This window comes from Kitasatospora sp. NPDC047058 (genome assembly GCF_040643935.1).
Taxonomy (GTDB): Bacteria; Actinomycetota; Actinomycetes; order Streptomycetales; family Streptomycetaceae; genus Kitasatospora.
This window is the reverse complement of record NZ_JBEYVJ010000114.1, coordinates 1-21,784: the sequence shown is the minus strand read 5'-3', so window position 1 is coordinate 21,784 and position 21,784 is coordinate 1. Positions and strand designations below refer to the sequence as shown.

The 21,784-nt window shown below is 73.6% G+C and carries 21 protein-coding genes; 10 read left to right on the top strand and 11 right to left on the bottom strand.

The window, feature by feature from the left end:
- Positions 1-46: 46 nt before the first annotated feature.
- Positions 47-445 carry an ACT domain-containing protein gene (locus ABZ885_RS18965; RefSeq protein WP_360189481.1) on the bottom strand — a complete coding sequence of 133 codons (399 nt, stop codon included), beginning with the start codon at positions 443-445 and terminating at the stop codon, positions 47-49.
- Between the two features lie 177 nt (positions 446-622).
- Between ABZ885_RS18965 and ABZ885_RS18960 the strand changes: the two genes are divergently transcribed.
- On the top strand, positions 623-1,291 hold the full coding sequence (locus ABZ885_RS18960) for a PadR family transcriptional regulator (RefSeq protein WP_360189478.1): 669 nt from the start codon (positions 623-625) through the stop codon (positions 1,289-1,291).
- A 57-nt stretch (positions 1,292-1,348) separates the two neighbouring features.
- On the opposite strand, the gene ABZ885_RS18955 is transcribed toward ABZ885_RS18960, so the two are convergent.
- Positions 1,349-1,504 carry a hypothetical protein gene (locus ABZ885_RS18955; protein ID WP_360189475.1) on the bottom strand — a complete coding sequence of 52 codons (156 nt, stop codon included), beginning with the start codon at positions 1,502-1,504 and terminating at the stop codon, positions 1,349-1,351.
- A 76-nt stretch (positions 1,505-1,580) separates the two neighbouring features.
- Positions 1,581-1,811: a hypothetical protein gene (locus ABZ885_RS18950; protein WP_360189472.1), complete on the bottom strand. Its 231-nt coding sequence runs from the start codon at positions 1,809-1,811 to the stop codon at positions 1,581-1,583.
- A 426-nt stretch (positions 1,812-2,237) separates the two neighbouring features.
- Here ABZ885_RS18950 and ABZ885_RS18945 point away from each other — a divergent pair, with 426 nt between their 5' ends.
- Positions 2,238-2,939, top strand: a complete 702-nt coding sequence (locus ABZ885_RS18945; RefSeq protein WP_360189469.1) for a bifunctional DNA primase/polymerase — start codon at positions 2,238-2,240, stop codon at positions 2,937-2,939.
- A gap of 39 nt (positions 2,940-2,978) precedes the next feature.
- On the opposite strand, the gene map is transcribed toward ABZ885_RS18945, so the two are convergent.
- Positions 2,979-3,824: a type I methionyl aminopeptidase gene (map, locus tag ABZ885_RS18940; RefSeq protein WP_360189466.1), complete on the bottom strand. Its 846-nt coding sequence runs from the start codon at positions 3,822-3,824 to the stop codon at positions 2,979-2,981.
- A gap of 106 nt (positions 3,825-3,930) precedes the next feature.
- Here map and ABZ885_RS18935 point away from each other — a divergent pair, with 106 nt between their 5' ends.
- Entirely contained in the window at positions 3,931-4,164 is a 234-nt protein-coding gene (locus tag ABZ885_RS18935; protein WP_360189463.1) for a hypothetical protein, read from the top strand.
- A gap of 3 nt (positions 4,165-4,167) precedes the next feature.
- On the opposite strand, the gene ABZ885_RS18930 is transcribed toward ABZ885_RS18935, so the two are convergent.
- Both ABZ885_RS18930 and ABZ885_RS18925 read right to left on the bottom strand, forming a co-directional pair.
- A complete protein-coding gene (locus ABZ885_RS18930) occupies positions 4,168-4,842 on the bottom strand; it encodes a GNAT family N-acetyltransferase (RefSeq protein ID WP_360189460.1) in 675 nt (224 codons plus the stop codon).
- Between the two features lie 117 nt (positions 4,843-4,959).
- A complete protein-coding gene (locus tag ABZ885_RS18925) occupies positions 4,960-5,559 on the bottom strand; it encodes a hypothetical protein (RefSeq protein WP_360189457.1) in 600 nt (199 codons plus the stop codon).
- A 47-nt stretch (positions 5,560-5,606) separates the two neighbouring features.
- Here ABZ885_RS18925 and npdG point away from each other — a divergent pair, with 47 nt between their 5' ends.
- Both npdG and ABZ885_RS18915 read left to right on the top strand, forming a co-directional pair.
- Positions 5,607-6,299 (top strand): NADPH-dependent F420 reductase, encoded by a 693-nt coding sequence (gene npdG / locus ABZ885_RS18920; protein WP_360189454.1) that lies wholly within the window; start codon positions 5,607-5,609, stop codon positions 6,297-6,299.
- A gap of 129 nt (positions 6,300-6,428) precedes the next feature.
- On the top strand, positions 6,429-6,614 hold the full coding sequence (locus ABZ885_RS18915; RefSeq protein WP_360189451.1) for a hypothetical protein: 186 nt from the start codon (positions 6,429-6,431) through the stop codon (positions 6,612-6,614).
- Between the two features lie 23 nt (positions 6,615-6,637).
- On the opposite strand, the gene ABZ885_RS18910 is transcribed toward ABZ885_RS18915, so the two are convergent.
- Complete coding sequence (locus ABZ885_RS18910; protein ID WP_360189448.1) at positions 6,638-7,456, bottom strand: site-2 protease family protein; 819 nt, start codon at positions 7,454-7,456, stop codon at positions 6,638-6,640.
- A 178-nt stretch (positions 7,457-7,634) separates the two neighbouring features.
- Here ABZ885_RS18910 and ABZ885_RS18905 point away from each other — a divergent pair, with 178 nt between their 5' ends.
- On the top strand, positions 7,635-11,090 hold the full coding sequence (locus tag ABZ885_RS18905) for a BTAD domain-containing putative transcriptional regulator (protein WP_360189445.1): 3,456 nt from the start codon (positions 7,635-7,637) through the stop codon (positions 11,088-11,090).
- Between the two features lie 46 nt (positions 11,091-11,136).
- On the opposite strand, the gene ABZ885_RS18900 is transcribed toward ABZ885_RS18905, so the two are convergent.
- From ABZ885_RS18900 to panB, 3 genes are all read right to left on the bottom strand, one after another.
- Complete coding sequence (locus ABZ885_RS18900) at positions 11,137-11,952, bottom strand: ABC transporter permease (RefSeq protein WP_360189442.1); 816 nt, start codon at positions 11,950-11,952, stop codon at positions 11,137-11,139.
- Positions 11,949-12,971, bottom strand: a complete 1,023-nt coding sequence (locus ABZ885_RS18895; protein WP_360189439.1) for an ATP-binding cassette domain-containing protein — start codon at positions 12,969-12,971, stop codon at positions 11,949-11,951. Before ABZ885_RS18895 ends, ABZ885_RS18900 begins: the two co-directional genes overlap by 4 nt.
- Positions 12,972-13,155: 184 nt before the next feature.
- On the bottom strand, positions 13,156-14,025 hold the full coding sequence (panB, locus tag ABZ885_RS18890) for a 3-methyl-2-oxobutanoate hydroxymethyltransferase (protein ID WP_360189436.1): 870 nt from the start codon (positions 14,023-14,025) through the stop codon (positions 13,156-13,158).
- 289 nt (positions 14,026-14,314) lie between these two features.
- On the opposite strand from panB, the gene ABZ885_RS18885 reads away from it, so the two are divergent.
- The 3 genes from ABZ885_RS18885 to ABZ885_RS18875 all read left to right on the top strand — a co-directional run bounded on the left by ABZ885_RS18885 (position 14,315) and on the right by ABZ885_RS18875 (position 18,341).
- Positions 14,315-15,949 carry an MFS transporter gene (locus tag ABZ885_RS18885; RefSeq protein WP_360189434.1) on the top strand — a complete coding sequence of 545 codons (1,635 nt, stop codon included), beginning with the start codon at positions 14,315-14,317 and terminating at the stop codon, positions 15,947-15,949.
- A 216-nt stretch (positions 15,950-16,165) separates the two neighbouring features.
- Positions 16,166-16,834 carry a TetR/AcrR family transcriptional regulator gene (locus ABZ885_RS18880; protein WP_360189431.1) on the top strand — a complete coding sequence of 223 codons (669 nt, stop codon included), beginning with the start codon at positions 16,166-16,168 and terminating at the stop codon, positions 16,832-16,834.
- 250 nt (positions 16,835-17,084) lie between these two features.
- Entirely contained in the window at positions 17,085-18,341 is a 1,257-nt protein-coding gene (locus tag ABZ885_RS18875) for an endonuclease/exonuclease/phosphatase family protein (RefSeq protein WP_360189428.1), read from the top strand.
- 77 nt (positions 18,342-18,418) lie between these two features.
- Here ABZ885_RS18875 and ABZ885_RS18870 read toward each other — a convergent pair whose 3' ends face one another.
- Positions 18,419-20,215, bottom strand: coding sequence for an NAD+ synthase (locus ABZ885_RS18870; protein ID WP_360189425.1), 1,797 nt, complete (start codon positions 20,213-20,215; stop codon positions 18,419-18,421).
- A gap of 151 nt (positions 20,216-20,366) precedes the next feature.
- Between ABZ885_RS18870 and glnA the strand changes: the two genes are divergently transcribed.
- On the top strand, positions 20,367-21,728 hold the full coding sequence (gene glnA, locus ABZ885_RS18865) for a type I glutamate--ammonia ligase (protein ID WP_360189423.1): 1,362 nt from the start codon (positions 20,367-20,369) through the stop codon (positions 21,726-21,728).
- The last annotated feature ends 56 nt before the right edge of the window (positions 21,729-21,784 follow it).

The window sequence follows — 21,784 nt, the reverse complement described above, 5'->3', positions numbered from 1 at the left end:
GGCCGGGCGGGCCCGCCGGAGGCCGGCCGGCGCGGCTGCCGGGGCGTCAGCCGGAAGCGGCCGACAGGCCTTCCAGGGCCCGTACCGCCCGCTCGGCGTCCCCGGCGGCGACGAACAGGTGGTCGTGGTGGAAGCCGGCCACCACGTTGCAGCTGATGCCCTCCTCGGCCAGCCGGCCCGCCACGGCGGCGGTCAGGCCGACGGCCTCCAGCGCCGAGTGGATCTGCAGCGTGATCCAGGCGGCCACGTACGCGTAGGGCAGGCCGAGTGCGTCCGCCTCCTCCTGGGCCACCACCACCGTCACCCCCTCGGGCTCGGCGACCGTCACCACCGGCCGCATCCCGGCGGGCACCTTCGCGGGCAGCGTGCAGTAGACGTACCGCCCCGGATTGAGCTGCGGGCGCATCCCGCGCAGCAGGGTCGCAAGGTCTCGTTCACCGGCCATGCCCGCCACCGTAACGGCTGGGCCGCCGCGCGGCCCGGTGCGGCGGCCGGGTGGCCGACCGTGTCGGAAACCGTTGACGGACGACAGTCACCGATATATCGTCGAACTATCGAGACAGTGACACGACTGTCCGGGCGATCGTGAAGGGCGGTCGCCGTGAACGAAGGAGGACGAGCCATGCGCTCAGGACGACGATTCCGTGACGAGGGCCCCCGCGGCGGCAGGCGCCGCGGGCCGGGCCCGGAGTTCGAAGGGGTGCCCGGGGAGGGCTTCGAGGGGCGGGGCGCGTTCGGCGCCTTCGGCCCGCCGCCGTTCGGGCCGGGGCGCCCGCCGGGCGGGCCGTTCGGCCCCGGCTTCCGCGGGCACGGGGGCCGCGGGCACGGTCCGCGCGGCCGGCGCGGCGGCCGGGCCCGGCGCGGTGACGTGCGCGCCTCGCTGCTCGCGCTGCTCCGCGAGCGGCCGATGCACGGCTACGAGATGATCGCCGAGATCACCGAGCGGACCAACGGTGCCTGGCGGCCGAGCCCGGGTTCGATCTACCCGAACCTCCAGCTGCTGGAGGAGGAGGGCCTGATCACCGCCGAGGAGGTGGGCGGCAAGCGGCTGGTCTCGCTCACCGAGGCGGGCCGGGCCGAGGCCGAGGCGGGGCCGGCCGAGCCGTGGGCGGAGGCCGGCCGTGAGGTCGACTGGGAGGCCGTCCAGGAGGTCGGCCAGGCGCTCGGCGCGGTCGACCACGCGATCCGGCAGGTCATGACGACGGGGACGGAGGCGCAGCGCGCCAAGGGCCTCGCGGTGCTCAACGAGGCCCGCAAGAAGCTCTACCTGATCCTCGCCGAGGACGACTGACCGGCCGTCGGGGATGACTGACGTGCCGGGAAACAGAACGGCGGACGGTGCGGCTGCTCAGGGGCGGACGACGAACAGCCCCACGCACACGAGCAGCAGCACCGTCCAGCCGAACCAGAGCCAGCCGTTCGGGCCGAGTGCGGCGCTGTAGACGCTGATCACGACCAGCAGTCCGGCGGTGACCGCGGCCGCCCGGCGGTTGTGGTGCGTCACCGCTTCGGACCTGGTCCTGGGGCGGTGGGGTCGTGCGGTCCTGGCCATGGCCACCCTCCGGGGAGAGCGGCGGCCGTCACCCGGAGGCGCGGGCGCTGGCCGCCTCGTCGTACTCGTAACGCCAGTACCAGCGGGCGCCCCGCACCTGCTTCGACCGGACGTAGACCAGTGTGCGCGCGGGATTCTCCCCGTGCGCGGGGACCGGCACCTTGTAGGTCTTGGGCACGCCGTACATCGGCCCCAGCGGGATCGGGAGGATCCGGCCGTCCAGGGGCCCGCCGACGAATTCGGTGTCCGCGCTCTTCACCCCACCAGGGTCTCACCCCCGTGCGGGTGGCCGGCGCCGCGCGGCGGTCCCGCGGAGGGCTTGTGACGTGCGGGTGCCGGGAGTGTGACCGGAGAGGCACCGCCCCCGGTCATCCGGAGGCCCCGCGCACCCTTATCCTTCCTGTTACGCCCTCGGGGTTCACCCGGGTCAGCGGGCCCCGTACGGGCCGGGTCAGGGGCACGTCGGTGTGCCCGCCGGGCCGCCGAGCCGCAGCCTGCGTGCTGCCGTGACTCCGTACCGTGACCCGGGCGTCGGCCGTCCGGATGACCCCGGCTCCGGCCGGCAGGGCGGGGACAGCAGGGCCGGCACCACCTCGGGAAGCAAGCGGGGGCGCCGTGCGTTGCGTCGAGTGGTACGTCGAGTGCTGTGTCACACCAGGCACGGCAGTGCGCGGAGAGGGGCCCGATGGAATCCGGCAGCAGGTGGACGACCTGGTGGCAGAAGCGTGATCGTCAGCGGGCCCGCCCGGCCGACGCGGACGGTCCGGCCGCCCGACTGGATCAGCTGCTCGGCGCCGTGCGCGCCGGATTCCCGCTGGCGCCCGCCGCGCACCCGGCCGGCTACCGGTGTTCCTGTGACCGGGTCGCCTGTCCGGCCCCCGCCCAGCACCCGGTCTCGTTCGCCTGGCAGACGCAGGCGACCACCGACCCGGAGCAGGTCGGCCGCTGGCTCTCCCGGGACCCTCAGGCCAACTTCATCACCGCCACCGGCCGCGCCCACGACGTGCTGGACGTGCCCGCCGAGGCCGGCCGGCTGGCGCTGGAGCGGCTGACCGCGCAGGGCGTCGGGGGCCCGGTGGCCGCCGTCGGCGAGGACCGCTACCTGTTCTTCACCGCCACCCGGGGCACCCCGGTGGACGAGGACGAGTGGTGGCCGAGCGCGCTCGACTCCACCCCGGACACCATGTCGGAGCACCCCGGCCTGCGCTGGCACTGCCGCGGCTCGTACACCCTGCTGCCGCCGGCCGCGCTGCCGGACGGCTCCGAGGTGCGGTGGCTGCGCGGGCCCGAGCAGCCCCTGCCGGACCCGCTGCGCGTCCTGGACGTGCTGACCGACGCCTGCACCGAGGTGGGCGCGGTCGCCGAGGAGCAGTGGCTGATCGGCTGACCGGCCGCCCACGCACCCGGTGCGGGACGCCCCGGGTGACTACGGCAGGGTGAGGATCTCCGCGCCGTCCGCCGTGACCACGAGGGTGTGCTCGAACTGGGCGGTGCGCTTGCGGTCCTTGGTGACGACGGTCCAGCCGTCCGGCCAGATCTCGTAGTCGTAGGTGCCCAGGGTGAGCATCGGCTCGATGGTGAAGGTCATCCCGGGCTTGATCACCTCGGTGGCCCGCTCGCTGTCGTAGTGCGGGATGATCAGGCCGGAGTGGAACGACGTGTTGATGCCGTGCCCGGTGAAGTCCCGCACCACGCCGTAGCCGAAGCGCTTCGCGTAGGACTCGATCACCCGGCCGATCACGTTGACCTGCCGGCCCGGCTTGACCGCCTTGATCGCCCGGTTGAGGGACTCCCGCGTCCGCTCGACCAGCAGCCGGGACTCCTCGTCCACGTCACCGCAGAGGTAGGTGGCGTTGAGGTCGCCGTGCACCCCGTGGATGTAGGCGGTGGCGTCGATGTTGACGATGTCGCCGTCCTGCAGCACGGTCGAGTCCGGGATGCCGTGGCAGATCACCTCGTTGACCGAGGTGCAGATCGACTTCGGGAAGCCGCGGTAGCCGAGGTCGGACGGGTAGGCGCCGTGGTCGCACATGTACTCGTGGGCGACGACGTCCAGCGCGTCGGTGGTGACGCCCGGCGCGATCAGCTTGGCGGCCTCCTCCATCGCCCGGGCGGCGATCCGGCTCGCGATCCGCATCTTCTCGATCGTCTCGGCGGTCTGCACCTCGGGCCCGGTGTACGGCGCCGGCGCGGGCCGGCCGACGTACTCGGGGCGCGCGATGTGCGCCGGGACCTTGCGGGTGGGGGACTGGATGCCGGGTACGAGAGCCATGGCCGCGAGTCTATCCGCCGGCCCTGCTCCGCCCGGGGGGTGTGCGGAGCCGCCCCGGCCGGGGAATGATCGGTACGACCTACCGCGCCGAACGGGAGTGAGCGCCATGCCCCTGGGATTCCACCGCAAGCCGACCGGCAAGCCGGGCGAGTGGTTCTACTGCATCAAGCACGCCAAGGTGGAGGAGGGCCCGGAGTGCCCGGCCAAGGACCGCTTGGGCCCGTACGCCACCCGCGAGGAGGCCGCCCACGCGCTGGAGACCGCCGACGAGCGCAACCGCGAGTGGAAGAACGACCCGCGCTGGAGCGACCGGACGGAGGAGGACGGCCGGCCCGAGTAGCCGTCAGCCGCCTTCGGGGCCCTGGTACTTCGCGCTGGTCAGCGGTGCCAGGACGTGCCAGCCGAGGGCGGTGTAGAGGGCGTGGCCGTCCGGGGTGCCGGCCAGGACGCCGGTCCGGGCGCCCTGGTCGTGGGCGGCCGTGGTGAGCGTGCGGACGACCAGGCTGCCGAGGCCGCGCCGCTGGTGCCCGGGCGAGGTCTCGATCTGGTCGACGACGGCGGTCGCGCCGGTGGGGGCGATCTGGCCGCGGGCCGCCAGGGCACCGTCGGGCCCGGTGACCAGAACGCGGATCACGCCGCCGCGGGACCAGGTGCGCAGGCGGTAGCCGTCCGGGGCGGTCGGCCGGTGGGCGGGCGCCGGCGCCAGGGGAGCGGTCATCAGGTAGCCGGGCTCGGGGTCGATCCACCAGTCGGGCCCCAGCCAGGGGGCGACGACCGCCGGGTCGGCGAAGACCTTGAGCCACGTCCCCCCGGCGCGGACCGCACCCGCGACCTTGCGGACGTCGGCCTCCCGTACGGCGCCGCCGGTGGCGTCGAGGACGTGCCGGGTGACGTGGCCGGCCACGCCCACGTCGACGGTGTAGCCCCAGGGTTCGACCACGGGTGGCGCCGCCGACCGCGACACGACCCACCCGTCGACCCAGCTGCGGACGACGTTCCCCGTCGTGGTTTCGAGCACGGCCACCCCTCCGTCCGGTGTGTCTGAACGGAGTCAGCGTAATAGGTGCAGCTGCCAGGTGTCACTTACTTTTGCGACGCCCGCCCTGGTCGCGTTCCCCGCCCGCCCCGCCGCGGCCTACCAACGGCTGATCGACGGCCCCGCGGTGAGCCGGCCGGCGAGGTCGGCCAGCCGGCCGAGCGGGGAGCGGCGGGCCGGGGGCCCGCCCGCGGCCGTGCTGACCAGGTGCTGGGCGAGGTCGAACGGCTCCTCCTCGGCGGTGCCGACGGCGAGCCGCTCGTGAGCCAGCCCGGCCAGGTCGGTCGGCCCGGTAGTGCCGTCCAGGGCGAGCACCGTCGCACCGCCGCGCCGGGCGTCCTGCACCCGTTCCAGCAGGCCGGCCCCGGCCGCCGCCGGTGCCACCACCAGGACCGTCGCCCGGCGGCCGGCCTCGGTCAGCCGCCGCAGGCCGTGCGCCAGGTGGGCCGGGGCGCGCTCCGGGACGTGGTGCCGCAGCAGGGTCGGCGCCAGCCGGGGGACGTCCGACCAGGCGGCCTCGTCCTCCAGGTGGGCGGCCAGGTGCCAGGGCTCGTAGGCCTCGGTGCCCACCAGCAGCAGCCCGTCCGCACCGCGCCGCCCCACCGCGTGCCGCAGCGAGCCGGCGAAGCCGCCGACCGCCTCCAGCCAGCCCGTGCCGGCCAGCCGTTCCCGGAGTGCCGAAACTCTCACCGCGTCCATGGGGCACAGGATGTCGCGGCGGGTCGGGTGTTTGGCAGGATCGGCCCATGACTTCCCTCGATTCAGCGACAAACCCGGCCCACGAGCTGCCGGACGTCTCGCAGCTGGTGGTCGGCGTCCTCGGCGGCACCGGCGACCAGGGGCGGGGGCTCGCCCTGCGGCTGGCCAGGGCCGGCCAGCGGGTGATCATCGGCTCGCGCGACGCCGCCCGGGCCGAGGCCTCGGCGGCCGCCCTCGGCCTCGGCGTGCGCGGCGCCGACAACGCGGCCACCGCGCGGGAGAGCGACATCGTGATCGTCGCCGTCCCCTGGGACGGGCACGCCGCCACCCTCTCCGCGCTGCGCGAGGAGCTGGCCGGCAAGATCGTGGTGGACTGCGTCAACCCGCTCGGCTTCGACAAGCAGGGCGCGTACGCACTGGTGCCCGAGGAGGGCAGTGCCGCCCAGCAGGCCGCCGCGCTGCTGCCGGACTCCCGGGTCACCGCCGCCTTCCACCACCTCTCGGCCGTCCTGCTCCAGGACGAGGCGATCGAGCGGATCGACACCGACGTGATGGTGCTCGGCGACGAGCGCGCCGCTACCGACATCGTGCAGGCGCTGGCCGGGCGGATCCCGGGGATGCGCGGCATCTTCGCCGGCCGGCTGCGCAACGCCCACCAGGTGGAGTCGCTGGTCGCCAACCTGATCTCGGTCAACCGCCGGTACAAGGCCCACGCGGGCCTGCGGATCACCGACGTCTGATCCGGCAGCCCCGGGCGCTCCCGGAAGGCCCCGGGACGCGCCGGGGGCCGGCCTCACCCCTGGACCCGCTCCGGAGGTGAGGTCGGCGACAATGGGTGGCGACCGTCAGTCCGCGCTAGGAGCCACGCCATGCCCCGCACGTCCCTGCTCGCCTCGATCGTCGTCGCCCTCGCCCTGGCCGCCGCCGTGGTCTCCGTGGTGCAGGGCTGGTGGATCGGGCTGATCTGGCTCCCGCTGGCCGGTATCGCCAGCAACGTCCTCTGGCTGAACGTGCGCCGCGCGAAGCTCACGAAGGCCGCTGCCGAGCAGGGCTGAGCCCTACCCGGCCGAACAGCGCCCTAGTCCCGCCAGAACCGGAACAGGTCCCCGCCGAGGCCGGCGAGGTTGTCGTCGCTGACGCCGAACAGGTGCATCAGCCCGTACACCCCGTCGAAGAAGAACCGGTTCACCTCGGGCTGCCAGAGCAGTGCGAACACCGCCAGCATCCCGTACGGCGCGAACGGCTCGACCGCCCGCCGGGTCTGGTAGGACAGCCACGGCTCGACGATCCCGTAGCCGTCCAAGCCCGGTACCGGCAGCAGGTTCAGCAGCGCCGCGCTCAGCTGGAGCAGGCCGAGGAAGGCGAACGCGCAGGCGAGCGGCGAGTAGGGGAGCTGGATGCCGTGCCACTCGACCAGGGTGGCCGGGTCGTCCAGCCAGCCCGCGCCGACCGGGACCAGTAGCAGCGCCGCGCAGACCAGGTTCACCAGCGGGCCGGCCGCCGAGATCAGGCTGTGCTTGAGCCGCCCCTGGATCCGGTGCCGCTCGATCCAGACCGAGCCGCCGGGCAGGCCGATGTTGCCGAGGATCACGAAGATGATCGGCAGGACGAAGCTGAGCAGGACGTTGGCGTACTTGAGCGGGTTCAGCGTCAGGTAGCCCTTGGCCCCGACGGTGAGGTCGCCGCCGTGCAGCGCGGTCCGGGCGTGCGCGTACTCGTGGAGGCAGAGCGAGACCATCCAGCCGGCCACCACGAACAGGAACACCCCGAACCGGGCGTTGCCGTACCCCGAGTAGACCGCCCAGCCGGACGTGGCGAGTATCGCGAGCAGCACCCAGAACACCGGGCTGATCCGGCGGTCCTCGCTGCGCGAGCGCTGCGTTGCGGCGAAGGTCATGGTGTGGGAGCTCCGGGGTGTCTGGGGACGGTCAGGGACCGATCATGCCGGGCGGGCCCGTTGCCGGACAAGCCGTCCACGGTGAACGTACGGCGCCCCCGCGCCGGTTCCGCGTCCGCCGGGGAGCGGGCCCGGACAAATGTGCGTGGCGGTCGCGGCCATCGACCAGAATGGGCGGGTGCACTACGGCATCCTCGGTACCACCACGGCCCACCACGACGACGGCACGCCCGTGCCGCTCGGCGGGGCACGGCTGCGTGCGCTGCTCGCCGCGCTGGCCCTGCGGGACGGCCGGCCGGTGCCGGCCGACCTCCTGGTGGAGGAGGTGTGGGACACCGAGCCGCCGCAGGACTCCTCCGCCGCGCTGCAGACCCTGGTCGGGCGGCTGCGCCGCACCATCGGCCGGGACCGGGTCGGCTCCGGCCCGGCGGGCTACTGGCTGGTCGAGCCGCGGACCGACCTCGGCGAGTTCCAGCGGCTGGCCGGCGAGGGCCGCCGGGCCCTGGAGACGGCCGACCACGCGCTGGCCGCCGAGCGGCTGCGGGCCGCCCTGGCGCTCTGGCGCGGCCCCGCCCTGGCCGACCTGCCCGACCGCGGCGGCCCCGCCACCCGGCTGGAGGCCCAGCGGGACGAGGCCGGCCGGCACCGGATCACCGCCGACCTGGGCCTCGGCCGGGCCGCCGAACTGCTCGCCGAGCTCGCCGAGCTGTGCGAACGTCAGCCGCTGGACGAGTCGCTGCAGTACCTGATGGTCCGTGCGCTGCACGAGAGCGGCCGCACCGCCGAGGCGCTGCAGCACTACGAGCGGACCAGACGCGCCCTGGCGGACGAGCTGGGCGTCGACCCGGGCCGCCAACTCCAGGCCGTCTACGCCGAGTTGCTCGCACCGGTGGAGGCGCCCCGGCCGCCCTCGGCGGGTGGGCCGCCGACGGGCGGGACCGCCCCGGCGGCCGGCGAGCCCTCCCCGGTCCGCACCCCCGCCCGCGAGCCGGCCCCAGTCCGCGATCCCGCCCGCGAGCCGGCCGGACCGCCGGCGCCCGGGCCGTCCCGCGGCGCGGGCAACCTGCGCGGCCGGCTCACCAGCTTCGTCGGCCGGGAGGGCGATCTCGCCGCCCTGCGCTCCACCCTGACGGACAGCCGGCTGGTCACCCTGACCGGCCCCGGCGGCTCCGGCAAGACCAGGCTCTCGATCGAGGCCGGCCGTGCCGAACAGGGCGCCGGGCGCTGGCCGGACGGCGTCTGGCTGGCCGAGCTCGCCCCGCTGGAGAGCCCGGCCGCCGTCCCGGCCGCGGTGGTCTCCGCGCTCGGCCTGCGCGAGACCGTCCTGCACACCGGCAGCAGCATGGTCACCGAGGTGATCGAGACCCGCACCGAGGACCCGCTGCGCCGCCTGGTCGACCACTGCGGCCACCGCCGGATGCTGCTCGTCCTGGACAACTGCGAGCACCTGATCCAGGCCGCCGCCGACCTCGCCGACCAGCTGCTCGCCGAGTGCCCCGGCCTGACCGTCCTGGCCACCAGCCGCGAGCCGCTCGGCGTGCCCGGCGAGACCGTCCTGCCGGTCGAGCCGCTGCCCGACCCGGTGGCGCTGCGGCTGCTCGCCGAGCGCGCCGCCGCCGCCCGCCCCGGCTTCGACCCGCAGAGCGACCCGGCGGCCTGCGCCGAGATCTGCCGCCGGCTGGACGGCCTGCCGCTCGCCATCGAACTGGCCGCCGCCCGGCTCCGGGTGATGACGGCCCGTCAGATCGCCGACCGCCTGGACGGCCGGTTCGCCCTGCTCACCGGCGGCAGCCGCACCCTGCTGCCGCGCCAGCAGACCCTGCGCGCCGTGGTCGACTGGAGCTGGGACCTGCTCGGCAAGCGCGAACGGGCGGTGCTGCGCCGGCTCTCGGTGTTCGCCGGCGGCTGGACGCTGGAGGACGCCGAGGCGATCTGCGCCGACGAGACCGAGGTGCCCCGCGAGGAGGTCGCCGACCAGCTGTTCTCGCTGGTCGACAAGTCCCTGCTGGCGGCCGACCTGGGCGAGGACGGCCCGCCGCGCTACCGGATGCTGGAGACCATCCACGAGTACGCCGGGGAACGGCTGGCCGAGGCCGCCGAGCGGGCCGGGGTCGAGCGCCGGCACCTGGAGCACTTCCGCGAGCTGGTCCGCACCGCCGACATGTCCGTCCACGGCCCGGAACAGCTGGACTGGCTGGCGGTGCTGGAGCGCGAGCAGGACAACATCCGGGTCGCGCTGCGCCGGGCGGTGGACCTCGGCGACGAGCAGGAGGCGCTGGTCCTCGCGCTCGGCATGAGCTGGTACTGGTCGCTGCGCGGCTACAGCCTGGAGGCCAGGGCCTGGTACGACGCGGTCGCGGCGCTCGGGCCGGACCCGTTCGCCCCGGACGCCCCGCGCCCGGTGCCGCTGGAGCGCGGCATCCTGGAGTACGGCGTGCCGCTGCCGGACGGGGTGCGCGAGGAGGCCCGCCGGATGGTCGCGATGTACCGGCTGGTCAGCCTGTTCGAGGGCAACCTCGACGTGCTGGGGGACGAGCGGGCGGTCGTCGTCGGCCGGAACCTGCTCGACCTCTACACCCCGGACCTGCCGCAGGCGTACCGCTTCCCCGGGCTGATGCGGGTGTTCACCGCGTTCCTGACCGGCCGGATGGACGAGATGCGGGACCTGCTGGACGACGCGGTGGCGGGCTGCCGCGTCCACGGCTCCCCGGTGGACCTGGCGTTCATCCTGCAGATCCGGGCCAAGATGCTGAACGACTGGCCGGGTGGTGCCGAGCAGAGCATCCGGGACGGCGACGAGTCACTGGAGCTGTTCCGCAGCGCCGGCGACCTCTGGGGGATGTCCCAGGCGCTGGCGGCGCGCGGCGAGTCGATGGCCAACCAGGGCCGGTCGGCGGAGGCGGCCGAGGCGTACCGGCGGGCGATCGGCCTGGCCGAGGAGCTGGGCGCCCCGCAGGAGGTGCCGATGCTGCGGGTGCACCTGGGCGGCGCACTGCTGGACGGGGACCTCGCCGAGGGCGAGCGGACCATCCGGGAGGCCGTGGCGGACATCGTGCCCGGCACGAACCAGGCGACCAACGGCGCACTGCTGTTCGGCCGGCTGATGCTGTGCGGCATCCACGCCCAGCGCGGCGAGTACGACGTGGCCCTGGCCGAGCTGGACGAGCTGCGCTGGACCAGGGCCGGCGCGTTCGCCCCGGACGTGGTCGGCGGGATGCTGACGGTCTCCCGCGGCTGGATCGTCGCCCGGGCCGGGGATCCCGAGGCGGGCCTCCGACTGGTCTACGAGGGGCGGAGGCTGCTGCGGACCGTGCAGGGCGCGCTGAGCGGCTTCGCGGAGCAGATGTCGGTGATGCTGGTGCCGCCGGTGGCGGGGGTGCTGCGGGCCTTCGCCGAGCGCGACGGCGACCTCGAAATGGCCCGCCGGGCCGCCGTCCTGCTCGGCGCGCACAGCGGGCTGAACGGGCCGAAGGGCGGCTACCTGGACCGGGTCGAGCGGGAGCGGTCCCTGGCGTGCCTGCGGGAGCTGCTCGGTGACGCGGCGTTCGAGGCCGCGCTGGCCGAGGGCGTAGGGCTGTCGGTGCACCAGACCAACACCCTGCTGGACATGATGGCGAACCGGCCGGCCGGCTGACCCCGTCCCCACGGGTCAGCCGGTCGGTGGCAGGGGTGCCGGGGCCTCAGGTCCGCTTGCGGAACCGGGCCACGGCCAGCGGGGCGAAGACCGCGGTGATGCCGATCGACCAGCCCAGCACGATCAGCACCGGGTGGGCCACCGCGCCCTCGCCGTTGAACAGCGCGCGGCAGGCGTCGGCGAGCGCCGACAGCGGGTTCACCTTGGTGAAGGACTGCAGCCAGCCCGGCATGGTGTCGGTCGGCGCGAAGATCGAGCTCCCGAACTGCATCGGCATCAGGACGAGCATGGACACCCCCTGGACGGCCTGCGCGCTCCGCAGCGACATGCCGAGCAGCATCGAGATCCAGACGATCGACATGCCGAACGCCAGCGACAGGCCGATCGCCGCGAGCACCTCCAGCGGGCCGGTCTTGATCTCCATGCCGATGCAGAGCGCGAAGACGATCATGATGGCGAAGGAGACCAGCGCCCGGCAGATCTCCGCCATGATCTTGGAGAGCAGCACCGAGGCGCGGCCGATCGGCAGGGTCCGGAACCGGTCCATCACGCCGGTCTGGAAGTCGCTGTTCAGCCCGGTGCCGACGGCCATGGCCAGGGTCAGGCCGGTCTGCCCCATCAGGCCCGGGATCATGTACTGCTTGTAGCGGTCCGGGTCGCCGGCCATCATCGCGCCGCCGAACACGTAGACGAACAGCACGGTGAAGATGATCGGCATCAGCACCGCGTCGAACATCGACTCCGGGTCCGCCTTGATCCGCATCAGGTTGCGGCGGGTCAGGGCGCCGATGTGGCGCAGGGTGCCGGCCACGCCGATCCGGGTGTCCTCCACCCGGGCGGGGGAGAGGGTTGCGGTGGTCATGCGACGGGCTCCTTGGCGAGGCTGGGGGCGGCGTCCGCGACGTCGGCGGGCTTGCCGGTGATGGCGAGGAAGACCTCGTCCAGGCTGGGCACCTTGGTGTCGATGCCGGCGATGGCGAAGCCGCGGGTGCCGAGCACCCCGACCACGGCGGTGAGCTGCTCCTCGCCGGTGATCGGCACCGAGAGCAGGCCGGTGTCGGCGGAGAAGGTGGCGGCGGCGATGCCGGTCTCGTGCAGGCAGCGGGCCATCTCCGGCAGCTCGGCCGGGTGGACCGGGCGGACCTGCAGGGTCCGGCCGCCGACCCTGGCCTTGAGCTCGGCCACGCCGCCGTTGGCGATCACCCGGCCGCGGTCGATCACGGTCAGCTCGTCGGCGAGCTGCTCGGCCTCCTCCATGTACTGGGTGGTGAGCAGCACGGTGGCGCCCTCGGCGACCATCCGCTGCACCTCGTCCCAGACCTCGTTGCGGGTGCGCGGGTCCAGGCCGGTGGTGGGCTCGTCCAGGTAGAGCACCCGGGGCCGGCCGATCATGGAGGCGGCCAGGTCGAGCCGGCGGCGCATGCCGCCGGAGTAGGTCTTGGCCACCCGGCCGGCCGCCTCGGTGAGCGAGAAGCGCTCCAGCAGCTCGGTGGCGCGGGCCTTGGCGTCCTTGCGGGAGAGGTCGAGCAGCCGGCCGATCAGGTAGAGGTTCTCGTACCCGGAGAGCAGCTCGTCGACGGAGGCGTACTGGCCGGTGAGGCCGATGGTGCGGCGCAGCTGCTGGGGCTGGCGCAGCACGTCGTAGCCGCCGACGAAGGCGGTGCCGGCGTCCGGCTTGATCAGCGTGGAGAGGACGCGGACCAGGGTCGTCTTGCCGGCGCCGTTGGGGCCGAGCACCCCGAGCACGGTGCCCTCGCGGACGGAGAGGTCGACGCCGTCGAGCGCCTTGGTGTCGCCGTAGTGCTTGACGATGCCGCGGACCTCCACGGCGTTGCCCCGGGCGGGCCCCCGGTCGGTCGGGGTGTTGGCGATTCGTGTCATGCCCCCAGGCTGTCCGGCCCGGCTGTCAGCGGGCTGTCACCGCCCGGCCGGGTCCGGCGGGCCGCTGTCATCCCGCTGTCGCGTCGCTGTCGTCCGGCTGTCGTGCGGCTGCCGGGGACGGCAACGGGCCCCGCTCCCCGAGGACGGGAGCGGGGCCCTGCGGCCGGAGCGGCCTGGCCTTCCGTCAGTGGAAGGTGTGCTCCGCCGCCGGGAAGGTGCCGGACTGCACGTCGTCGGCGAACGCGCGGGCGGCGTCGGCGAGCACGGCCCGCAGGTTGGCGTACTGCTTGACGAACTTCGGCACCCGGCCGGCGGTCATGCCGGCGAAGTCCGTCCAGACCAGGACCTGCGCGTCGCAGTCGACGCCGGCGCCGATGCCGACGGTGGGGATGGCCAGCTGCCCGGTCACCTGCGCGGCCAGCTCGGCGGGCACGGCCTCCAGGACGACGGCGAAGGCGCCGGCCTGCTGGACGGCCTTCGCGTCGCGCAGCAGCTGGTGCGCCGCCTCGTCGCCGCGCCCCTGGACGGGGTAGCCGCCGAAGGCGTGCACCGACTGCGGGGTGAGCCCGATGTGCGCCATCACCGGGACGCCGGCCTCGACCAGCAGCTCGATCGAGCGGGCGCTGCGCTCGCCGCCCTCCAGCTTGACCGCCCCGACCCCGGCCTCCTTCATCAGCCGGGCGGCGTTGCGCATGGCCTGCGCGGGGGACTCCTGGTAGGAGCCGAACGGCAGGTCGGCCACGATCATGGCCCGCTTGGTGCCGCGGACGACGGCGGCGGAGAGCATCACCATCTGATCCATGGTCACCGGTACGGTCGTCTCGTAGCCGAGGTGGCAGTTGCCCGCCGAGTCGCCGACCAGGAGCACGGGGGTGCCGGCCTCGTCGAAGACGCCCGCGGTGAGGGCGTCGTAGGCGGTGAGCATCGACCACTTCTCGCCGCGCTGCTTGGCGGCGGCGAGGTCGCGGACGGTGACGCGGCGGTTGGTGACCCCGCCGTAGAGCGTGGCGGTCGACGCCTGGTTCTGGGCAGGCGAAGGCGAAGAAGCGTTCATCGAACAGGCTCCTGAAGGGTTGTCGTCTCGTGGCGCCGAATGGCGTCCCCGGATCACCTCCATGCTTGCACGACCCGGCACGGGCGCAAAGAGGCGTGCACCGCGTGCGGTGCGATCCAGGACACACCGGGGCGTCCGGTGTGTCGGTGCGGGTGCGGTCCTTTGCCCTAACTTTACGAAACGGAGTCGTCTCGTATCGAAAATCGGCGCTACGCTGTTCGGGGGGTTACGAGACGCTCACGACTCGGAATTGCCCGCCAGTGACACACCACCACGGACGGGAACCGCAATGACCACCGCAGCCGCGCCACCCCGTGTGCCGGAAGCCATCCACCGTCGGCGCTGGGCGATCCTCTGCACCCTCGTGCTCGCCCTGCTCGTCGTCGTCCTCGACAACTCGATCCTCAACGTCGCGATGAAGACCATCGCGACCCCGGCGCCCGTCGGCCTCGGCGCCAGCCAGAGCGACCTGGAATGGTCGATCAACTCCTACACCCTGGTCTTCGCCGGGCTGCTGTTCACGGCCGGCCTGCTCGGGGACCGGTTCGGCCGGAAGCGTGCGCTGCTGGCCGGCATGGTGGTCTTCGGGGTCGCCTCGCTGCTGTCCTCGCTGGCCGCCTCGCCCGGTGAACTCATCGGCTACCGCGCCCTGATGGGCGTCGGCGGCGCGCTGGCGATGCCGGCCACGCTGGCCATCATCATGAACGTCTTCGAGCGCTCCGAGCAGCCCAAGGCGATCGGCATCTGGGCCGGCGCGGTCGGCCTGGCCATCGCCATCGGCCCGATCACCGGCGGCCTGCTGATCGAGCACTTCTGGTGGGGCTCGGTCTTCCTGATCAACGTCCCGATCGTGGTCGTCGCCGTGGTCGCGATGGCGCTGCTGGTGCCGGAATCCAAGGACCCGAACCCGGGCCGGCTCGACCCGGTCGGCGTGCTGCTCTCGATCATCGGCCTGGTCGCGCTGATCTACGGCATCATCAAGGGCGGCGAGCTGGCCGACTTCACCGCGGCCGGGGCCTGGGTGCCGATGCTGGTCGGTCTGGTGGCGCTGGTCGCCTTCGTCTGGTTCGAGAAGCGCACGGCGCACCCCGCGCTGGACGTCACCTGGTTCCGCAACAAGGTGTTCAGCGCCTCCGTGGTGGTCGTCGGCGTGGTGTTCTTCGCGCTGATGGGCGTCTCCTTCTTCGGCGTCTTCTACATCCAGAGCGTGCGCGGCTACAGCGCGCTCCAGGCCGGTGTGCTGATGCTGCCGCTGGCCGTCGCCCAGCTGGTGTTCGCGCCCCGCGCCCGGCTGGTGGTCGACCGCTTCGGCGTCCGCGCCACCTGCGCCGCCGGCATGGCGCTGATCGCGGCCGGCTTCGTCGGCTACCAGCTGCTGGACGTCGACACCCCGATCTGGGTGCTGGTGGTGCTCGGCCTGCTGATGGGCGCCGGCATGGCGCACGTCATGCCGCCGGTCACCGTCGCCATCATGGGCTCGCTGCCGCGCGAGAAGGCCGGTGCCGGCTCGGCGATCAACAACACCTTCCGCCAGGTCGGCGGCTCGCTCGGGGTCGCCGTGCTCGGCGCGGTGCTCTCCACCGTCTACCGCGACGGCATGGCCGACAAGCTGGACCGGCTGCCGACCGAGGCGCTGCGCGAGAAGGCGGGCGAGTCCCTGGAGGCCACCCTGGCCGTCGCCGGCCGGCTCGGTCCGCAGGGCGCCGACCTGGTCGGCCCGGCCAACGACTCCTTCATCAGCGCCATGCACGTGGTGGCCGGGCTCTCCGCCGGCGTCACCGTGGTCGGTGCGCTGCTCGCCTGGTTCCTGCTGCCGGGCCGGCTGCCGGCCGGCGGCCCTGGTGCCCCCGGCGGTGCCCCCGCCCCGGAGAAGACGGCCGACCGTGCCGAGCCGGCCCGGGCCACCGAGGCCGCGGACGCCTGAGCGGTGACCGCGGGTGTCCGGCCGGTGACCCCGCGGGCCCCGCGGGTGCCCGTGCCACGGTCACGCTGAGCGAGAATGGGGGCCCCGCCCGCCCGGAACCCTCCGGACGGGCGGGGCCCCGTCCGCACCGCGGCTTCCACCGCGCCGGGGCGCGGACGACAATCGGGAGTGGGAACGGCGCCGCGCGCCCGCGAGCATCGAGGGAGAACAAGCGGGATGAAGACGGACACGACGGCCGAGCCGACCTGCGCCGGCCCGCGTCGGGGCCGCCCGCGCAGTGAGGCGGCGGAGCAGGCCATCTTCACCGCCGTCGAGGAACTCATGGCGGGCGGCACCAGCCTGACCGAGCTGACCATCGAGGGCATCGCCACCGCCGCCGGCGTCGGCAAGGCCACCATCTACCGGCGCTGGCCCAACAAGGAGGCCCTGCTGGTCGACATGGTCAGCCGGCTGGAGGCGCCGCTGCCCGAGTCCACCGGCGGCTCCGCCCGCGACGAGCTGGTGGCGGTGATCGAGTACATGCGGATCCGCGGCCTGACCAAGCGCTCCCGCTGGGTGCTCAAGGCCGCCTTCAGTCAGATGCACAGCTGGCCCGAGCTGCACGCCGCCTACCGCGAACGGGTGATCATGCCGCGGCGGCAGCGCGCCCGTGAGGTGATCCTCCGCGGCATCGCCGAGGGCGAGCTCCGCTCCGACCTCGACGACGAGCTGCTCGGTGACCTGCTGCTCGGCCCGATCCTCGCCCGCAGCATCCTCTGGGACGACTCCGACCTGGACGACCCGACGCTGGCCGGGCGGATGGTCGACGCGCTGCTGGAGGGCCTGGCCGGTCCGGCCGCCCGGCGCGGGAAGGCCGACCGCGGCGGGCCGGCCGAGCGGGGCTGACCTGCGCCTTTCCGGACGCGAACATTCCGGATCCGGCCGGCGCCGGCCGCCACCGTACCCGTCCGGGCCGTCCGGCGTGGCCTGGCTCACCAATCCGGGCCGCGCCGGAACCCGCTCCACCGGACCCGCGTCTGTCCCGGCATAGGCTGAGCCGGGAATCCGATCAAACCGGCACCTGTCCGGCGCTCGCGCCCGCCCGCCGGCGGCGCACACCGGACCGGCAGACGGAACGAACGACGGGAGCCACGGCATGACGCAGGCGGACAGGGCGGACCGGACGGCGGCACCGGAGGCGGGGGGCAGCGGCCCCGGCACCGCCGACGGCCCCGGCGCCCGCCCTGACGGCTCCGGCGGCGCGGGCCCCCGCCCTGACGGCTCCGCGGGTACGGACTCCGCCAGCACGGACTTCGGCGCTGCGGGCTCCGGCACTGCGGGCTCCGGCGGCGCGGACTTCGGCGCTGCGGGCTCCGGCGCTGCGGGCTCCGGCGGCGCGGACTTCGGCGGTACGGGCTCCGGCGGTTCGGGTTCCCCGGGTGCGGGCTTCCTGGGCCTGCGCGGCTGGGGCCGGGACGGCCGGGGCAGCACCACCTGGCGGCGCGGACTGGCCGTCGCCGCCCTCGCCCTGCTCACCGCGGCCCTGCTCGCCTTCCACTCCGAGGTGCCCAACACCGTCGGCAACCTCGGCAGCCTGCTGGAGACCTTCCTGCCCTGGCTCGGCCTGGCCGTCCCACTGCTGCTGGTGCCCGCCCTGCTGCGCCGCTCCGCGACGGCGCTGGTCGCGCTGCTGGTGCCGGTGCTGCTCTGGCTCAACATGTTCGGCGGGCTGCTCACCGACAAGAGCGGCGGTACCGGCGACTGGACGGTGGTCAGCCACAACGTGGCCGCCGCCAACACCGACACCCGGACCACGGTGAAGCTGCTCAAGGACTCCGGCGCGCAGATCGTCGCCCTGCAGGAGCTGGCCGGCAAGGCGCTGCGCGGCTACGAGACCGGGCTGGCCGACGCCTACCCGTACCACGCCGTCGAGGGCACCGTCGGCCTCTGGTCCAAGTACCCGATCGGCGGGGTCTCGGTGGTGGACATCAAGATGGGCTGGACCAGGGCGTTCCGGGCCCAGGTCACCACCCCGCAGGGCCCGCTCGCGGTCTACGTCGCGCACCTGCCCTCGGTCCGGCTGAAGGCCGAGGGCGGCTTCACGGTCCACCAGCGGGACGCCAGCGCCCAGGCCCTCGGCGACGCGATCGAGGCCGAGCCGCTCAAGAAGGTGCTGCTGCTCGGCGACCTCAACGGCACCATGAACGACCGCAGCCTCGCCCCGGTCACCTCGCAGATGCGCTCGGCCCAGGGCGCGGCCGGCGACGGCTTCGGCTTCAGCTGGCCGGCGTCCTTCCCGATGGCCCGGATCGACCAGATCATGAGCAAGGGCGGTCTGCAGCCCACCGACTCCCGCACCCTGGGCCGGGACGGCAGCGACCACCTCGCGGTGGCCGCCACCTACAGGTACTAGGCCCTGTCCGGCCGATCTTGCCGGGCGCCCAACGCCGCGCGCTGATCCGGCAAGATCGACCGGACAGGACCTAGGGCTCAGCCCCGGCGCCACCGGTTGGTGATCGGGAGGCGGCGGTCCCGGCCGAAGCCCTTGGCCGAGATCTTCGGGCCCGGCGGGTACTGCCGCCGCTTGTACTCGGCGGTGTCGACCAGCCGGACGACGCGGTCCACCACGGCGGGGTCGAAGCCGGCCGCCACGATCGCGTCCCGGCCCTGGTCGCCCTCGACGTAGAGGTCGAGCACGGTGTCCAGCAGGTCGTAGTCGGGCAGCGAGTCGGTGTCCACCTGGTCCGGCCGCAGCTCGGCGGACGGCGGCTTGCCGATGGTGTTCTCCGGGATCGGCGGCACCTCGCCGCGCCGCTCCGCCTCCTCGTTGCGCCAGCGGGCCAGCCGGAAGACCAGCGACTTGTAGACGTCCTTGATCGGCCCGTACGCGCCGACCGAGTCGCCGTACAGCGTGGAGTAGCCGACCGCGAGCTCGCTCTTGTTGCCGGGCGCGAGCACGATGTGCCCCTCCTGGTTGGAGATCGCCATCAGCAGGGTGCCGCGCAGCCGGGACTGCAGGTTCTCCTCGGCCAGACCGGTCAGCTCGGTGGCCGCCAGGTAGGCGTCGAACATCGGTGCGATCGGGACCGTCCGGAAGTGCAGCCCGGTGCGGCGGGCCAGCTCGGCCGCGTCGTCCCTGGAGTGCTGCGACGAGTACCGGCTCGGCATCGAGACGCAGTGCACGTTCCCGGCGCCGAGCGCGTCCACCGCGATGCTCGCCACCAGCGCCGAGTCGATGCCGCCGGACAGGCCGATCAGCACCGAGCCGAAGCCGTTCTTGTGCACGTACGCCCGGGTGCCGGAGACCAGCGCGGCCCAGATCTCGGCCTCGTCCGAGAGCCGCGGGGCCACCTCGGCCCGCAGCGTCCCCGGGCCCTCGGCCGCGGTCGCCCCCGTGGTGGCCGCGTTCCACTCCCCGCCGCCCGGTTCGGTGCGGACCAGTTCGGTGCGGACCAGGTGCAGGCCGTCGCCGAGCAGCAGCCCGTCGGTGTGGTCGCCGGCGGCGGCCGGCAGGTCCAGGTCCAGCACGAGCAGGTGCTCCTCGAACTGCGGGGAGCGGCCCAGCACCTCGCCGTCCGCACCGACCACGACCGAGTCGCCGTCGAAGACCAGCTCGTCCTGGGCGCCGACCATGTTGACGTACGCCAGCGGGCAGCCCGCCTCGGCGGCTCGCCGCCGCACCAGCTCCAGCCGGACGTCGTCCTTGTTCCGCTCGTACGGCGAGCCGTTGATCACGAGCAGCAGGCCGGCTCCGGCCTCGCGGGCGGCGGTCACCCGGCCGCCGTCCTGCCAGATGTCCTCGCAGATCGCCAGCGCCACGTCCACCCCGTGCAGCCGCAGCACCGGCAGCTGGTCGCCGGGGACGAACCAGCGGTACTCGTCGAACACGCCGTAGTTGGGCAGGTGGTGCTTGGCGAACCGGGTGACCACCTCGCCCCCGTACAGCACGGCGGCGCAGTTCTGCGGCGACCCGGCCGGGCGGCCGAACCGCGGCGAGGCGTGCTCGGAGCGGCCGAGGTAGCCGACCACCACCGGCAGCCCGCCCAGCCCCTCGGCCGCCAGCCGGCCGGCCAGCTCGGCCAGCCCGGACCGGGAGGCCTCGACGAACGAGCGGCGCAGCGCGAGGTCCTCGACCGGGTACCCGGTCAGGACCATCTCGGGGAAGGCGACCAGCTGGGCGCCGGCCTCGGCGGCCCGCTTGGTCCACTGCACCACCTCATCGCTGTTGCGGGCGATGTCACCGACCCAGGGGTCGATCTGGCTCAGGGCGAGACGGAGATTGGGCATGGTCCGAGTCTAATCGTCTAACTGACGCAATGTCCTCGGACGGGGGTCGCCGCTGCCCTCGGCGGCCGTGATCCGCCATGATGGGGGCAGTCGCTCTCGGGTGGTTTCCGGGCGTAACACGAACGTAAAGAGCAGAGGTGAGACTGTCCCCATGGGCAAGCAGCAGGAGTTCGTGCTTCGTACGCTCGAAGAGCGTGACATCCGTTTCGTCCGGCTGTGGTTCACCGACGTGCTCGGGTTCCTGAAGTCGGTGGCCGTGGCGCCGGCCGAGCTGGAGCAGGCCTTCGAGGAGGGCATCGGCTTCGACGGCTCGGCGATCGAGGGCTTCGCCCGCGTCTACGAGTCCGACATGATCGCCAAGCCGGACCCGACCACCTTCCAGATCCTGCCCTGGCGCTCCGAGACGCCCGGAACGGCCCGGATGTTCTGCGACATCCTGATGCCGGACGGCTCGCCCTCCTTCGCCGACCCGCGCTTCGTGCTGAAGCGCACCCTGGAGAAGGCGTCCAACCTGGGCTTCACCTTCTACACCCACCCCGAGATCGAGTTCTTCCTGCTGAAGAACCTGCCCGGCGACGGCACCCCGCCGATCCCCGCCGACCACTCCGGCTACTTCGACCACACCCCGCGCGGGGTGGGTCACGACTTCCGCCGCCAGGCGATCACCATGCTGGAGTCGATGGGCATCTCGGTGGAGTTCTCCCACCACGAGGGCGCCCCCGGCCAGCAGGAGATCGACCTGCGGTACGCCGACGCGCTCTCCACCGCCGACAACATCATGACCTTCCGCCTGGTCATGAAGGAGGTCGCGCTGGAGCAGGGCGTGCACGCCAGCTTCATGCCGAAGCCGTTCTCCGACCACCCCGGCTCGGGCATGCACACCCACCTCTCGCTCTTCGAGGGCGACCGCAACGCCTTCCACGAGTCCGGCGCCGAGTACCAGCTCTCCAAGGTCGGCCGCTCGTTCATTGCCGGCCTGCTGAAGCACGCCGCCGAGACGGCCGCCGTTACCAACCAGTGGGTGAACTCCTACAAGCGGATCTGGGGCGGCTCGCAGCGCACCGCGGGCGCCGGCGGCGAGGCCCCCTCGTACATCTGCTGGGGCCACAACAACCGCTCGGCGCTGATCCGGGTGCCGATGTACAAGCCCGGCAAGCAGGGCTCCACCCGGATCGAGGTCCGCTCCCTCGACACCGGCTGCAACCCCTACCTCGCCTACGCCGTCACCCTCGCCGCCGGCCTCAAGGGCATCGAGGAGGGCTACGAGCTGCCCCCGGGCGCCGACGACGACGTCTGGGCCCTCACCGACTCCGAGCGCCGCGCCCTCGGCATCCAGCCGATGCCGCAGAACCTCGGCGAGGCCATCGACCTGATGCAGCGCAGCGAGCTGGTCGCCGAGACCCTCGGCGAGCACGTGTTCGACTTCTTCCTGAGAAACAAGCGCCAGGAGTGGGAGGAGTACCGCTCCGAGGTCACCCCGTTCGAGCTGCGGAAGAACCTCCAGGTGCTCTGATTCGACGTCAACTGCCAAGTGGGGGGGGGGGCGGGGGGGGAGGGCCCCCAGAAGTG

What these genes read in the sequence shown, in the direction of transcription:
- ABZ885_RS18965 (WP_360189481.1), bottom strand. Translation starts at nt 445, where the DNA reads ATGGCCGGTGAACGAGACCTTGCGACCCTGCTGCGCGGGATGCGCCCG.
- ABZ885_RS18960 (WP_360189478.1), top strand. Translation starts at nt 623, where the DNA reads ATGCGCTCAGGACGACGATTCCGTGACGAGGGCCCCCGCGGCGGCAGG.
- ABZ885_RS18945 (WP_360189469.1), top strand. Translation starts at nt 2,238, where the DNA reads ATGGAATCCGGCAGCAGGTGGACGACCTGGTGGCAGAAGCGTGATCGT.
- map (WP_360189466.1), bottom strand. Translation starts at nt 3,824, where the DNA reads ATGGCTCTCGTACCCGGCATCCAGTCCCCCACCCGCAAGGTCCCGGCG.
- ABZ885_RS18935 (WP_360189463.1), top strand. Translation starts at nt 3,931, where the DNA reads ATGCCCCTGGGATTCCACCGCAAGCCGACCGGCAAGCCGGGCGAGTGG.
- ABZ885_RS18925 (WP_360189457.1), bottom strand. Translation starts at nt 5,559, where the DNA reads ATGGACGCGGTGAGAGTTTCGGCACTCCGGGAACGGCTGGCCGGCACG.
- npdG (WP_360189454.1), top strand. Translation starts at nt 5,607, where the DNA reads ATGACTTCCCTCGATTCAGCGACAAACCCGGCCCACGAGCTGCCGGAC.
- ABZ885_RS18915 (WP_360189451.1), top strand. Translation starts at nt 6,429, where the DNA reads ATGCCCCGCACGTCCCTGCTCGCCTCGATCGTCGTCGCCCTCGCCCTG.
- ABZ885_RS18910 (WP_360189448.1), bottom strand. Translation starts at nt 7,456, where the DNA reads ATGACCTTCGCCGCAACGCAGCGCTCGCGCAGCGAGGACCGCCGGATC.
- ABZ885_RS18900 (WP_360189442.1), bottom strand. Translation starts at nt 11,952, where the DNA reads ATGACCACCGCAACCCTCTCCCCCGCCCGGGTGGAGGACACCCGGATC.
- ABZ885_RS18895 (WP_360189439.1), bottom strand. Translation starts at nt 12,971, where the DNA reads ATGACACGAATCGCCAACACCCCGACCGACCGGGGGCCCGCCCGGGGC.
- panB (WP_360189436.1), bottom strand. Translation starts at nt 14,025, where the DNA reads ATGAACGCTTCTTCGCCTTCGCCTGCCCAGAACCAGGCGTCGACCGCC.
- ABZ885_RS18885 (WP_360189434.1), top strand. Translation starts at nt 14,315, where the DNA reads ATGACCACCGCAGCCGCGCCACCCCGTGTGCCGGAAGCCATCCACCGT.
- ABZ885_RS18880 (WP_360189431.1), top strand. Translation starts at nt 16,166, where the DNA reads ATGAAGACGGACACGACGGCCGAGCCGACCTGCGCCGGCCCGCGTCGG.
- ABZ885_RS18875 (WP_360189428.1), top strand. Translation starts at nt 17,085, where the DNA reads ATGACGCAGGCGGACAGGGCGGACCGGACGGCGGCACCGGAGGCGGGG.
- ABZ885_RS18870 (WP_360189425.1), bottom strand. Translation starts at nt 20,215, where the DNA reads ATGCCCAATCTCCGTCTCGCCCTGAGCCAGATCGACCCCTGGGTCGGT.
- glnA (WP_360189423.1), top strand. Translation starts at nt 20,367, where the DNA reads ATGGGCAAGCAGCAGGAGTTCGTGCTTCGTACGCTCGAAGAGCGTGAC.